12 protein-coding genes are annotated in these 13,661 nt (G+C 42.1%); 6 read left to right on the top strand and 6 right to left on the bottom strand.

Going from position 1 to position 13,661, the window contains the following annotated elements; translation table 11 throughout:
• Positions 1-20 precede the first annotated feature (20 nt).
• Entirely contained in the window at positions 21-1,439 is a 1,419-nt protein-coding gene (locus AX660_RS03330) for a sensor domain-containing diguanylate cyclase (RefSeq protein WP_068372508.1), read from the top strand.
• Positions 1,440-1,453: 14 nt separating this feature from the next.
• Here AX660_RS03330 and AX660_RS03325 read toward each other — a convergent pair whose 3' ends face one another.
• From AX660_RS03325 to AX660_RS03315, 3 genes are all read right to left on the bottom strand, one after another.
• Entirely contained in the window at positions 1,454-2,341 is an 888-nt protein-coding gene (locus AX660_RS03325; protein ID WP_068372505.1) for a DMT family transporter, read from the bottom strand.
• Between the two features lie 85 nt (positions 2,342-2,426).
• The gene (locus AX660_RS03320) at positions 2,427-2,909 is read right to left on the bottom strand and encodes a methylated-DNA--[protein]-cysteine S-methyltransferase (protein WP_068372502.1); all 483 of its coding nucleotides are present in this window, start codon (positions 2,907-2,909) and stop codon (positions 2,427-2,429) included.
• On the bottom strand, positions 2,906-4,255 hold the full coding sequence (locus AX660_RS03315) for an AlkA N-terminal domain-containing protein (RefSeq protein ID WP_068372499.1): 1,350 nt from the start codon (positions 4,253-4,255) through the stop codon (positions 2,906-2,908). The genes AX660_RS03320 and AX660_RS03315 overlap by 4 nt, the downstream gene beginning before the upstream one ends.
• 209 nt (positions 4,256-4,464) lie before the next feature.
• Between AX660_RS03315 and AX660_RS03310 the strand changes: the two genes are divergently transcribed.
• On the top strand, positions 4,465-5,637 hold the full coding sequence (locus AX660_RS03310) for a serine hydrolase domain-containing protein (protein WP_407669337.1): 1,173 nt from the start codon (positions 4,465-4,467) through the stop codon (positions 5,635-5,637).
• A gap of 60 nt (positions 5,638-5,697) precedes the next feature.
• Here the strand turns inward: AX660_RS03310 and speA are convergent, their stop codons facing one another.
• Together speA and AX660_RS03300 are read right to left on the bottom strand one after the other, a co-directional pair.
• Entirely contained in the window at positions 5,698-7,623 is a 1,926-nt protein-coding gene (gene speA / locus AX660_RS03305; RefSeq protein ID WP_068372496.1) for a biosynthetic arginine decarboxylase, read from the bottom strand.
• A gap of 102 nt (positions 7,624-7,725) precedes the next feature.
• Positions 7,726-9,066, bottom strand: a complete 1,341-nt coding sequence (locus AX660_RS03300; protein ID WP_082768721.1) for a magnesium transporter — start codon at positions 9,064-9,066, stop codon at positions 7,726-7,728.
• Between the two features lie 143 nt (positions 9,067-9,209).
• On the opposite strand from AX660_RS03300, the gene rimK reads away from it, so the two are divergent.
• Genes rimK through AX660_RS03280 form a run of 4 tightly spaced genes read left to right on the top strand, consistent with a single transcriptional unit; the run spans position 9,210 to position 13,204 of the window.
• Positions 9,210-10,115, top strand: coding sequence for a 30S ribosomal protein S6--L-glutamate ligase (rimK, locus tag AX660_RS03295; protein ID WP_068372493.1), 906 nt, complete (start codon positions 9,210-9,212; stop codon positions 10,113-10,115).
• A complete protein-coding gene (locus AX660_RS03290; protein ID WP_068372490.1) occupies positions 10,116-11,150 on the top strand; it encodes a succinylglutamate desuccinylase/aspartoacylase family protein in 1,035 nt (344 codons plus the stop codon).
• A gap of 19 nt (positions 11,151-11,169) precedes the next feature.
• Positions 11,170-11,622, top strand: coding sequence for an ATP-dependent zinc protease family protein (locus tag AX660_RS03285; RefSeq protein ID WP_068372487.1), 453 nt, complete (start codon positions 11,170-11,172; stop codon positions 11,620-11,622).
• Between the two features lie 19 nt (positions 11,623-11,641).
• Entirely contained in the window at positions 11,642-13,204 is a 1,563-nt protein-coding gene (locus tag AX660_RS03280) for a bifunctional GNAT family N-acetyltransferase/carbon-nitrogen hydrolase family protein (RefSeq protein WP_068372485.1), read from the top strand.
• 88 nt (positions 13,205-13,292) lie between these two features.
• Here the strand turns inward: AX660_RS03280 and AX660_RS03275 are convergent, their stop codons facing one another.
• Positions 13,293-13,514, bottom strand: coding sequence for a helix-turn-helix transcriptional regulator (locus tag AX660_RS03275; RefSeq protein ID WP_157884302.1), 222 nt, complete (start codon positions 13,512-13,514; stop codon positions 13,293-13,295).
• Positions 13,515-13,661: the final 147 nt, after the last annotated feature.

Genomic DNA, 13,661 nt, shown 5'->3' with positions numbered 1-13,661 from the left:
CAACATAAGCAAGGCTGCCTGTGAATATTTTTAGAACCCTACATAGAAGTATAGTGGTACTGTTTATCATTGTAGTCGTATCCATTGTGACGCTGGTTCACATTAGTATTTCTAACATTGTGGCAGAACAAAGCAGAGCACAGCAGCAGTCCCATTCCCCAGCATTGCAACTCATTGTCGAAGAGTTGATGAAACCTTTGCACATATCGCAAACCTTAGTTAAAGCCCGTGAATTACATGATTTAATGGGGGCCACTACGATTGATGAAACGCAGATATTCTCTACCTTGAAGCGAATGCATAACGAATTTAATTTGAATTTTTTTATCGCCAGTGAAAACAGCCGCACTCAATACAATTCTGATGGTAGTAAAATAGCGCTAATTGAGGGCGAGGTAGATTGGTACTTTCGCTACAAAGCACAACCCACTGATGCCATGGCAGATATAGGCCAGTGGCAAAACCCCCAGTTTTATATCGATTTAAAAGTTTATGATGAACAACACAAATTCTTGGGTGTGTTTGGTGTAGGTAAGGGCTTAAAAGGGTTTACTGAAGTATTTAACGACTATAAAAAAACCTATGGCTACGATTTTATTTTTGTCGATCAAAACAATGACATCACCTTAACTTCAAACCCCGAGTTACAAATTCAGGGTGTCACCTTCAAAAACATGCGTGACCTCCCTTGGTTTGCCGATTTACCTACAGAGCAGCAACAATCTTTAAATAATCTTTTGGTACCTGTAGAAGGCGTCGAATCGCTGATTGCCGAACTGAACATCCAGCCATTTGATTGGACGCTTTATCTGATCACCCCTTTGCAATCCCGCCAAACTGATATCAGCCGTGGGTTTATCATCAGTATAGTGACGCTACTGGCCATTATTTTTGGGCTGTTTTTATTGATTTATAATCTTTTGTATTACTTTAAAAAGGATATTCAGAAGATCAAACAAATCGATATCCTGACTGAAATTCCTAATCGCAGTAACGTAACACTTAAATTTGAAGAGTTAATGTATGAAAAACAATCTGTCAGTTTGGTGCTGATAGATTTGGATAATTTCACACCTATTAATGAAACTCATGGTCGTAAAGCCGGGGACATAGTGTTACGCCAAGTGGCACATATGTTAAATAACGAGATCCGAGAAAACGACATACTTGGAAGATGGGGGGGAGGTGAGTTTATCATTTTAATGCCGGACACCGGCCCTCACGAAGCTGCTGAATTGTGCCAAAAGTTGTGTAATAAACTGGCTGCCATGACAATTACCACAGGTACTACATCGATTCAAATTACTGGCAGTTTTGGTATTTCCTTCACCGCGATTTCACGTGGAATGTCAGAAGTCATTTCAGCTGCAGACGATGCCTTGTTTGCAGCCAAACGAGATGGTCGTAATGTGGTTCGGATGCAGTTAATCGAATCATAATAGGCATTATTTGTTTACCCAGGCAATGGCGTTGCTTTGCGTCGTTTGACTAAACCTGTGGTTAATGCAACGCCGAATAATACCAGTGCTGCACCGAGCCACATTTGTAGTGTCAGATGTTCATTTAAAAAACTTATACCCCACAAAATTCCAAACACAGGTACTAAATACGCGACGGTAATTGCTTTGGCTGCGCCTATATTGGCAATAAGACGGAAATACAAAATGTAGGCTAACGCGGTACAAAACACTCCCAAAGCCAGTACTTGCCACCAACTTTGCATGTTTGGCATTGAACTTGGCCAATATACTAAACTTAATGGCGCCAACACCAATACCGCAAAACATTGGCTACCGGTAGCAATAGCTAATGAATTTACTCCTTGTAGATAACGTTTAGTTAAACAGGCGGCAACGCCATATAAAAATGTGGCACAGAGTGCGGCTAGTATGGGCAACAAACTCGTTTCAAAATCGGTGTTTTGACGGGCCAGACTGAGTAATAGCACGCCGATAAATCCGATAATCAAACCTACTACTGCAATTAGGCTTAAGTTGTCTTTTAGCCAGTAAAAGCCCACTAAAGCGGCAAACATTGGCGCTGTGGCATTAAGCAATGAAGCGTAGCCAGCACCAAGATACAAGGTGCTATAACTGAACAAACAAAAAGGAATAGCGGTATTAGTGAGTGCTACTAATAATATTGGCAGCCAGTAACGACACATAAGATTCCACTGCTTTTTATACAAAACAAAAGGTATTAAGACTAAAGCTGCAATGCCCGTACGTAGGGTGATAAGCATGATAGGGCCAAACTCTGCTGAGGTATTCCGCATAAACAAAAATGACGCGCCCCAGATAGCTGATAACAGCAATAATTCCAAAAAATATTGATAAGGCACAGTGGCGCTCCGTTAGCTGTATCCCCTTCACCCTTGAAACTGCACGTTTGTTTGGCTGCATTTATTCGCCGCCGCCGTGCTATTCCTATGATTTTGGGTATTTATGTGTTTGTTCATGTTGCAGCAGAGCTGCTTTGATAGATGTGCCCCAAGCATAACCTGTCAAACTACCATCAGCACCTATTACTCGGTGGCAAGGCACAACTATGGTCAGAGGGTTACGCCCATTAGCGGCACCTACTGCGCGCACCGCCTTAGGATTTTGCATCGCTTGGGCAATATGGCTATAGCTACAGGTTGTGCCATAGGGGATTTTAAGTAATTGTTGCCACACTTGTTGTTGAAATTGTGTGCCTTTGGCGCCCAGTGGCAAGGTAAATCTCTGTCTGCTTCCCGCAAAGTACTCTGTTAATTGCTCTTTAGTTTTACTTGTTACTACGTTGGGGTTTGTTGGAAGTGAATAGTCACTCACAAATTTTATTGCTTCCAGGTGCTGAATGGAAGCCTGTATTTCTAATAAGCCTAGAGGGCTTTGTAGATAGTCGATAAACTGTGATCTTATGTTCATGCCAGTTTCCAAAGTTGTAAGGTCAAGTAGCTGCGCCAAGGTCTGGCAAGTTCAGCATTGATTGCATATTTTTTTAATTGATTTTTAATCACTAAGTCAGTGTCTAACCAAATATCAGGCGAGGATAATCCGCGTAGTTTGGTATAGGCAACAGTCCATGGACCGATGCCTTTGATCGTAAGCCAGTCATCAATTTCGCCATCTGGGTGTTGTTCACACCAGGCCGCAAAAGCTTTTAAAGTTTGTCTGCGACTGTCGGGTATTTTTAAAAACGTTAAATCATGTGTGGCGATATTCTGTGGTGTCGGAAAATAATGTCCATCAGGCGATTTTTCACCAAGTTCATTAACTAATTGAGATACCAAGTTTATCGCCGCTTTGACGGAAATTTGTTGACCTAGAATCGCCCGGCAACCTGCTTCAATAGGATCCCATATCCCAGGTAAACGCATGCCTTCGCTAAGTAGTTCATGGGGAACACCACTGGCTTTAAGTTGTTGTTGGATTGCCTGAATATCTGCGGACACATCCAGCACTCGTTCTATATTTCGCAGTACCTGAGCTAGGCTTTTGATGTTGTCTAGTTTGATACATAAGCTAAATTGATTATTAGGCTCATCAAATGTGGCTTGAAACCAACCTCTACAATCACCCAATATAAAACTACGTGCGTAACTGTGTTCGCAGATTTTTTCGATAACGGGAATAGCACGTGCAGCGAGAAAATCACGGATATGCGGCCAGTTGTATGGCGGACGAAACGCCATTGTCAGATTAATGTCTTGCTCGATATGACGTTGTTGTTTGCGCACTTGTGACGGTGTCAGTCCGGTCACTTTTTTCATTTGTATTTGTAATCGTCGAGCATTATTAAAACCACTAGTTTGAGCAATTTGTTCGACGGATAGATTACTTTGATGAAGTAAGTGTTTAGCAAATAAAATTTGATCAAACAATTGAAACTGTTTAGGACTAATACCTAGCTGACGTTGAAATAACTGCCGAAAGTAACGGTCACTTATTCCCAATTTTGCGGCAATGTCGCTAATGTTTAGTTGGTGGTTGCTATGTAATAGTTGACTGGCACGTTTAACAGTTGTCAATACACCTTGCCAAGGATTAGAGCGCGGCGCGCTGTCTGGCCTACATCGCAAACATGGGCGGTAGCCTTGCTGCATTGCTTGTTGAGCCATGACAAAATATTCGACATTTTTTTCTAAAGGCAGGGTGGCCGGACAAATGGGCCGACAAAATATTTTAGTGGTTTTGACTGCCACAAAAAAGCTGCCATCAAAACGCGGATCGCGGCTTAAACGAGCTTGTTGATAGAGGTGAGTGTCAGTCATGAGTCAATAAATGCATACAAGTTAAACTGGCACTATATTAACCTGATTCTTCATGAGTGATGCGACGAAAACGGTAGTGAACAATACCTTTATTATACTGTTGTTTTTTGTTTCTGAAGATGTCGAAACGGTGACTAAGGTTGCTTATTGGTCGGTTCCCGACAGATAATGGCCGCGTTTATTTTTATCTCCAAGCAGTTGAGTCAAATTTGAAGTTCAAAAAAATATTATGGTTGTTGGGTTTTTGCATAGGTACATCTGCTCTGGCTGCTAATGGCGAGAGTACTCAGCCTTGGTTGCAAGAGTTCGCAGAAAATACACAGCAACAGGCAGTTAATAAAAACTTACCTGGCTATGTATTTGCGTATATTGAAAAAGGCAAAGTAGCTAAAGTATTTCTGTATGGCAAAGAGACTAAAAACGGGGCCAGCATTAATACTGACACAGTATTTCGCTTAGCGTCAGTATCTAAAACCTTTACCTCTATGTTGATGGCAAAATATGTGGCGCAACAGCGTCTTGATTGGCAGCAACCTATCGCCCAGTTAGTGCCTGATTATGCTTTTGCTGCTAGTGGTGATAAGGCATTGCAGCTCCAGCATATTGTGGGGCAATCAAGCGGTTTTATGCCCAATGCCTACGATAATTTGATTGAGGCTAACTACCCACTGCCCAAAGTGCTGACGATGTTATCGGAACTCACTCCACTGTGCGCACCCGGTAAATGTTATACCTATCAAAATGCCTTGTTTGGGGTTATCGAAGAGTATTTTAGCCAGCATCATAGTTCTTATGGGCAAGCGCTCAATCAGGAAATAATTAAACCGCTAAACATGCCTCACGCTAGTGTGGGCAAAGTCGCGTTACAGGCTGAAAAAAACTGGGCGAGGCCACATGTGGCAGTAGGCAGAAGTGATTGGCGCGCAGTCAGTGTTAGAGATGATTATTACCAATATTCCCCCGCCGCCGGCGTTAATGCCAGTATTGAAGATATGGTTTTGTGGGTGAGAGCTTTATTAGGTGAACAGCCAGACATTTTACCCGCCAGTTTAGTACAAACTGTCACTAGGCCAATTACCCTCAGTAAACGCGAAACGTATCGGCGAGAGTGGCGACAGTACCTTAAAGATGCTCACTATGGTTTGGGTTGGCGTATTTATGATTTTAATGGCCATACCTTGAATTACCATGGTGGTTGGGTGCAGGGCTATCGGGCTGATGTGGCTTTTGCACCAGATTATGGTGTCGGCTATGTGATGTTAATGAACGCCGAATCTAACTTGATTAACCAATTTACTGCGGATTTTTGGGCTGCTTGTTTTAAGGCATTAGAAAAACAAGACAAATTGTTGAGCAATAACTCGATGGCGGCATCTTATTAACAAAAACGCCGTTTAATAATCTATTAAACGGCGTTTGAATTGGAACTGGTGAATCGTTTATTAATCGGTGGTTTTCAGGTAGGTATAACCTTTTAAACAGTTTTCATAAAAGTCGGTCCATTTTACCCCTTCACGAGGGTTTAACTGACCTTTAGAAACATGGCCGTCGATCATGCGTTTAACACTTTGTGCCATGGCACCAGGGTTGTATTGCATAATTGACAGTACATCTTCTACCGATGAACCTTTTACCACTTCTTCGATATAAAAATCTTCAGGATCATCATCGTAACTGAATATATGCACTTCATTTAGACGACCAAACAAATTGTGCATATCGCCCATTACGTCTTGATAAGCACCCGTCAAAAACAGACCGAGATAATAATCTTCACCAGGTATGAGTTCATGCATAGGAATAATATCAGCGATGCCGTGTTCGCTGACAAACTGATCTAATTTACCGTCGCTGTCGCAAGTAATATCTACCAGTGAGCAATTAACCGTAGGTTTTTCATCCATCCTGGTTAAAGGAATTACCGGCAGAACCTGGTCTATCGCCCAGGTATCGGCGGCAGACTGGAATACCGAAAAATTACACAGGTACTGAGAGGAAAGATCGTAATCTAATTCTTTCATTTCATCCGGAACAAAATCGATTTCCTTCAAGCGTTTTTGCAGCTTAACCATGATCTGCCAATACAAAGTTTCGATCATGCCCAGCTCTTCAAGTGATACAACTCGCAGTTTAAAGGCGGTTAAACCCTGCTCTTTAAATTGTGATGCATCGTTGAAAATTTCTTGTAGGTTATTTTGCTTGTCAATTTCAATCGACAACTCACGCATGTTAGTCAGTAAAAAATGCTCATCGTCTACCGGAGCGGTATCGATGCCCATGCTGTAGGCTTTGATTTCACCTACAACTTGAGTCACTACACAACTATGGTGGGCAGTAATAGCACGGCCACTTTCACTGACAAGGGTAGGATGAGGTACATTTTCCAAATCACATACTTGTTTCATACCAAAAACGATGTCGGCTACGTATTCATCCATGCTGTAGTTTCTGGAAGAATCGCTGGTGGACTTACTGCCATCATAATCAATGCCTAAACCACCGCCCACATCAACATAATTGAGTTTAAAACCCATGTTGTATAAGTCTGCGTAAATCATCGCGCCTTCGGTAATGGCTTCTTTTACTGCACGTATGTCGGTTAACTGACTTCCTATGTGGAAGTGCAATAGGGTTAAACATTCGGCCATGCCGTTTTCTTTGAGGTAACGTGCCGCGCTAATGATTTCGGCTATAGTTAATCCAAACTTGGCGCGATCACCGCCTGAACCTTCCCACTTTCCACGACCTTTTACCGTCATTTTAGAGCGCACCCCAATCATTGGAGTAATACCTAATTCTTTTGAGGTTTTAACCAACAGGAGCAGTTCAGAGTATTTCTCGATAACCACGATAAATTTGCGGCCCAGCTTGTTACCTAAGAGGGCTAAACGCATAAATTCTTTATCTTTATAACCATTTAATACGGTTAGTGATTCTTCGTTGGTATTGTAAGCCATTACGGTGAGTAATTCGGCTTTAGAGCCAGCTTCTAAGCCATAATTAAATGGGCTACCAGCATCAACGATCTCTTCGACCACTTCACGCATCTGGTTAACTTTAATGGGATAAACACCCATGTATTGACCTTTGTAATCCGCTTCTTTGACGGTTTTACGAAAGGTTTCGTTGAGCAGAGCTACCTGCGAGCGCAAGATATCGTGAAAGCGCACTACCACAGGAAACTGAATGCCTTCCTCTTTGATTTCTTCAATAACGGTTTTAAAATCAATGCGGATGTCTTTGTTAGACGGATCAGGAGTAATGTTTAAATTACCGTTCTGACCAATTTCAAAATAGCCGGCACCCCAGCGATTAACGCGGTAAAGGTTTTCGGAATCTTCTATTGTCCACTTCTTTTTATTAACCATTGCTGTTGTTTAACCCCAAGCTTGTCGCGTACAAAGTGCCGAATTATAGAGAACAAAAGATGACAAGGCTATGACCAGACAGCTTTTATCTTAGTAACTCACCTAAATCAGTAATAAGGAGGCTGAGCCAAGAAACACAAAAAAGCCCACAACATCAGTGACAGTGGTTAGTATAACGGAGCCAGCCAGCGCAGGATCGATACCAATTTTGTCGAGCAATACTGGAATGGCAATGCCTGCAAACGCGGCCACCAACATATTAAGTATCAATGAAACGCCGATAATGGCGGATAACCAAGGGTTATCAAACCAAAATGAGGTGATAACCGATACCACCGCAGCCCAAAGTATCCCGTTAAAAAATGCCACTAATACTTCTTTGTTACCCAAGGCACGTAAGTTTGATTTTGCCAGTTGACCTGTGGCTAGCCCCCGAATAGTTAAAGTCAGGGTTTGACTGCCGGTAATTCCCCCCATACTGGCGACAATAGGCATCAATACCGCAAGGGCGACTACTTGGGCAACAACTTCATCAAAAACGCCAATCACTATCGATGCTGCAAAAGCGGTAATTAAGTTGATGCCTAACCAAACTGCGCGCCGACGAGCACTGGTTATGACCGGAGCAAATAAGTCCTCGTCACTTACTCTACCCATATGGGATACCTGAGCTTCGTAATATTCTTGGAACACGTCTATGGCATCTTTAATCGTAAAGCGGCCTACGAGTCGACCGTCTTTGGCGATAACCGGTAACATTGAGCGCCCACTGCTTTTAACCGCTTCGGCGGCATCATATAAATCTAAATCAGCAGATATAACTCGGTCAGAAAATTCTGCAATTTGCACAAGGCTAAGTTCAGGCTTGTTGCTAAATAATGCGTTGATATCCACTTGGCCTAAATAATGATTGGCTTCATCCACTACCAGAATGCTGTCGGTATAAGGTGGTAGTAGTTCATCTTTGAGTTCTTCAAGTAAATCACCCACGTTGGCACTTTTGTGCACGGTATAAAGATCATGGTTGATGTAACGACCAACCTGACTATCATCGTAGTTCAGGGCCTCTTCCACCAAACCTGATTCTTCAGAGTTCAGTTTTTTGATTAGGCCTTTGGCGATTTTATTTGGTAATACGTCGAGAATTTCTACTAGATGTTCGGCACTACTAGAGCGAGCGACATCTTCCAGATGCTCTGAACTGAGCATAGATAAGAGTTGTTCACGAGAGTCATCACGCATGGCCGCCAGAATGGGCGATTTTTTGTCTTCACTCAGGGTTTGCCACAGTTCAAAACGCAGCACCTTGGGCAAACCTTCAAAAATAAATGCCCAGTCTTCCGGAGTAAAATCTCGGGCGATGATAGGGACTGCTATATCACCGTTTTTTAGCGCATCCAATATCCATAAAAAGGCGTTTTCGCGTTGCTCTTGGCTTACCATAGAAGCGCTCCATTACTGCTATTTACCGATGGTAGGTTCGGTAATTTTTTTAATTTTACGACATTTAACAAACGTTTAGCTATATAATGCAGACTAATTTGAATGTTTTTCGAATATACAAAAATATTCGGCGGAGAAATTTTATGCGTATCGCCATATTGTCACGTAATGCTAAGTTGTACTCAACCCAGCGCCTGAAAGAGGCGGGGGAGCAACGCGGTCACACGGTTGACATAATAGATACAATGCACTGCTATATGGATATTACCAGTAGTCGCCCCTCAGTTCGATATAAGGGTGAGCCTCTGCCCACCTATGATGCGGTTATTCCAAGAATTGGCTCGTCTGTTACGTTTTACGGAACCTCTGTGGTGCGTCAATTTGAAATGATGGGCACGTTTTCGATCAATGAATCTGTGGCTATTAGTCGCTCGCGGGATAAGTTGCGTTCCTTGCAGTTGTTGTCACGTAAAGGCATAGGTTTACCACGTACTGGTTTTGCCAATCATCCCGACCGAATTGACGATTTAATCAAAAACGTCGGTGGTGCCCCAGTGGTGATTAAATTATTAGAAGGGACTCAGGGCATAGGTGTGGTATTAGCCGAAACCCAAAAAACTGCTGAGGCCATCATTGAAGCCTTTATGGGTTTAAACGCCAATATTTTGGTACAAGAATATATTAAAGAAGCCGGCGGTGCGGACATTCGTTGTTTTGTGGTGGGTGGTAAAGTGGTTGCTGCCATGAAACGCCAAGCCAATGAAGGGGAGTTTCGTTCAAACTTACATCGCGGCGGTACTGCCAGTTTGGTTAGGTTGTCGCCTGCGGAACGTAAAACCGCCATTAATGCGGCCAAGACCATGGGACTTAATATGAGTGGTGTGGATATTTTGCGTTCCAATAATGGCCCAGTGGTGATGGAAGTGAATTCTTCTCCTGGTTTGGAAGGTATCGAAAAAGCCACTGGCAAAGATGTGGCGGCAATGATTATTGAATTTATCGAAGCCAATGCACAGCCGCATAAAAACAAAACCGTAGGGAAGGGTTAAGTGAATTTTGTAAACTTGGAAATTGCTGGAGTAACCATTCTGCCTGGTGAATCAAAGCAGATCCAACTCCCGACTCCAAGGTTATTCACCGATACCAAGTTGCCAATTCCGGTATATGTGCAACGTGGCAAAAGACCGGGCCCTACTTTGTTTATCAGTGCTGCTATCCATGGTGATGAACTTAATGGCATTGAAATCGTTGCCAGATTATTAAAGAGTAAAAAAATTAAGGCACTGCGCGGTACTTTGATTGCTGTACCTATGGTGAATGTCTATGGGGTATTAAATCAAAGTCGTTATTTACCTGATAGACGTGATCTCAATCGCTCTTTTCCAGGATCGGCCAAAGGTTCGTTGGCGGGCAGAATTGCCCATTTGTTTATCAATGAAATAGTCGCGAAGTGTGATTATGGTATTGATTTGCACACGGGTGCCATTCATCGCAGTAACTTGCCACAAATACGTGGGGATTTTAGTGACGAAACCACCTTACGCATGGCTAAATCTTTTGGTCTGCCAGTGATGTTAAATACGGATATTCGTGAAGGTTCTTTACGCCAGTGCGCCGCTGATATGGGAGTTAAAGTCATCCTATATGAAGCTGGTGAAGCACTCCGTTATGACGAGCTATCGATTCGTGCAGGGCTAAAGGGCGTAGTTAATGTGATGCGTGAAATTGGTATGCTGAACAAAAGAAAAGCCAATAAAGAACATGATATTGAGCCTTTTATTGCCAGACAAAGTGGCTGGGTGAGAGCCAGCGAAAGTGGTTTGGTTAATCATGTTGCACAACTAGGCGATCATGTACAAAAAGGTGATACCTTAGCGACTATCTCTGATCCCTATGGCAATGAGTTAAGTAAAATTACCGCACCTGCTCAGGGAGTTATCATCGGCAAGCAAAATATTCCATTGACCCAAACTGGCGAGGCTATGTACCACGTCGCATATTTTAAACAGCCAGATTCAGTGGCAGTTGGCTTGGAGTTATTACAGGATAATCTGGATTTAACGGAATATTCGATAGTACTGTAAGTCATAAACGAGGTAGACAATGAATGTAAGCGGGAACAAACACATAGTTGGCTCACTAGAGTTATGCGATTTACCTGAATTGAGTATCATTGGCTTAAACGTGAGGGTTGATACCGGAGCGGCCACATCATCTTTACATGTAGATAATATTGATGATTTTGAGCGTGATGGTGAATCCTGGGTTAGTTTTGATATCCATCCTGATATTCATCAGGTAAGTAAAATAGTACGTCGTGAAGTAAAAGTTGAAGATGTACGTAAAATTAAAAGTTCTACCGCAACACGGGAAAAACGCTATGTCATCACCACTACGATCGTCCTAGCGGGTATGAGTTGGCCAATCCAGTTAACCTTAACCGATCGCTCAGAAATGAGCTATTTGATGTTGCTCGGACGAGAAGCCATGCAGGGGCGTTTGATCGTCGATCCGGAACACGAATATCTACTCACCAAAAATAATCTCACTCCATAACATTTCAGAGGGCCTGACCATGCTTGAAAATAAGGAAACCGCTTCGCTAATTGAAGAAGCAGAACATAGCTTTGAGCTTCGGTATTTGACCATTGAAGACTATGCAGACGTCAAAGAGTTAATGGATGTGGTCTACGATAAAGTAGGCGGAGCTTGGCCTTTTAAAAAGTTTCAAGCCATGCTCACCATGTTCCCTAAAGGGCAAATTTGTATCGAAGACAAGGGCAAAGTCATAGCTTGTGCGTTTTCAGTTATTGTGGATTACGACAAATTTGGCGACAAACATACTTACGACGAAATTACCGGTGATGCTTATCTAACGACTCATGATCCTAAGGGCGATGTGCTGTACGGTGTTGATGTATTTGTTTCACCAGAATATCGAGGCTTACGTGTCGGTCGACGTTTGTATGAAGGACGTCGTGAACTGTGTAAAAACCTTAATCTAAAATCGATTATGGCGGGTGGACGCATTCCCAATTATCGTAAACATGCTAAAGACATGACGCCTTACCAATATATAGAAGCGGTAAAATCTAAAGATTTGTTTGATCCTATTTTGACCTTTCAGTTATCGAATGGCTTTGAAGTTAAGCAGATTTTGAAAGCCTATTTACCTGAAGACAAAGATTCGATGGGGTATGCCACTTTACTGCAATGGCACAATATTTATTATGATCCAGAAGAGCAAAAACTGTTTGGTGGGCATCGAAATACTGCACGTATAGGCTGTGTGCAATGGCAAATGCGTTACTTTGAAGATGTGCCAGCATTGTTACAACAGGCAGAATACTTTGTTGATGCTTTGTCTGATTACAAATGTGACGTTGCTTTGTTTCCGGAATTTTTTAATGCGCCACTCATGGGGATTAAACCCGCTCAATCATCCATTGATGCAATATGGAATTTGGCGGCTTACACCGATGAGATATTGACTGAAATGTCGCGTTTAGCGGTATCGTATAACATTAATATTATTGCCGGTTCTATGCCTGTTATTGAGGATGATGAGTTATATAACATTAGTTATTTGTGCCACAGAAGTGGTGCAATCGAGAGTCAATATAAGTTACATCCCACACCGCATGAAAAGCGTGATTGGATTATGCGTGGTGGTAATAAGCTGCAAGCTTTTGATACTGACTTTGGCAAAATCGGAATTTTGATTTGTTACGATGTGGAGTTTCCTGAACTCGGCAGATTGTTATCAGAACAAGACATCAAAGTATTGTTTGTACCATTTTGGACAGATACCAAAAATGGCTATTTACGTGTGCGCCGTTGTGCGCAGGCAAGGGCTATCGAAAATGAATGTTATGTAGCGATTGCAGGTAGCGTTGGTAATTTGCCTCAGGTTGATAACGTGGATATTCAATATGGTCAATCAGCAGTATTTTCACCTTCTGATTTTGCATTTTCACATGATGCCATAGTATCTGAAACGACACCCAATACTGAAATGACTCTAATTGTTGATTTAGATTTTGATAAATTAACACAACTTGAGAATGAAGGTTCAGTGAGGAATTATCTAGACAGGCGTCGTGATCTATATCGAGTGGAATGGATTGGCGATAAATAATGTGAATATTTACTTATGATATAGAGCAATAAAAATAAGCCCACAATCTTGTGGGCTTTTTTATGGTCAGTAAATAGAGAGCTGAATTTCAAATTTGTTTGGTTTTGTATTGAAATACTTCGTCTATGGTTTGGCCAAAAATTTCAGCAATCTTAAATGCGATTTCTAATGTTGGTGAATACTTACATTTTTCTATTGCCATAATAGTTTGGCGACTCACACCGACTAATTCTGCTAGCTCTTGTTGAGTCATTTCATCGGCAAAAAAGCGCAATTCTCTGATGTTATTGCTAATACTGAGTTCAGGCACAGTAATATTGCTCCATGTTTGATGGTGTACAAAAATGTGGATTTAAACAAATCCAAGGGGCATCAGGGACTAACAAACAGGAATGTATATTGCTCAATGTTACCTTCAATCTGAGTGTGTGGTGACAGGCAAAATGCTTGTTAGTAA

Origin of the sequence: Paraglaciecola hydrolytica (genome assembly GCF_001565895.1) — a bacterium.
GTDB lineage: Bacteria > Pseudomonadota > Gammaproteobacteria > Enterobacterales > Alteromonadaceae > Paraglaciecola > Paraglaciecola hydrolytica.
This window is presented reverse-complemented; position numbering and strand designations above follow the sequence as displayed.

Excerpts from the sequence above, each read along its gene's own strand:
- AX660_RS03320 (WP_068372502.1), bottom strand. The coding sequence starts at position 2,909 with ATGAACATAAGATCACAGTTTATCGACTATCTACAAAGCCCTCTAGGC.
- AX660_RS03300 (WP_082768721.1), bottom strand. The coding sequence starts at position 9,066 with ATGGTAAGCCAAGAGCAACGCGAAAACGCCTTTTTATGGATATTGGAT.
- AX660_RS03285 (WP_068372487.1), top strand. The coding sequence starts at position 11,170 with ATGAATGTAAGCGGGAACAAACACATAGTTGGCTCACTAGAGTTATGC.
- rimK (WP_068372493.1), top strand. The coding sequence starts at position 9,210 with ATGCGTATCGCCATATTGTCACGTAATGCTAAGTTGTACTCAACCCAG.
- speA (WP_068372496.1), bottom strand. The coding sequence starts at position 7,623 with ATGGTTAATAAAAAGAAGTGGACAATAGAAGATTCCGAAAACCTTTAC.
- AX660_RS03280 (WP_068372485.1), top strand. The coding sequence starts at position 11,642 with ATGCTTGAAAATAAGGAAACCGCTTCGCTAATTGAAGAAGCAGAACAT.
- AX660_RS03315 (WP_068372499.1), bottom strand. The coding sequence starts at position 4,255 with ATGACTGACACTCACCTCTATCAACAAGCTCGTTTAAGCCGCGATCCG.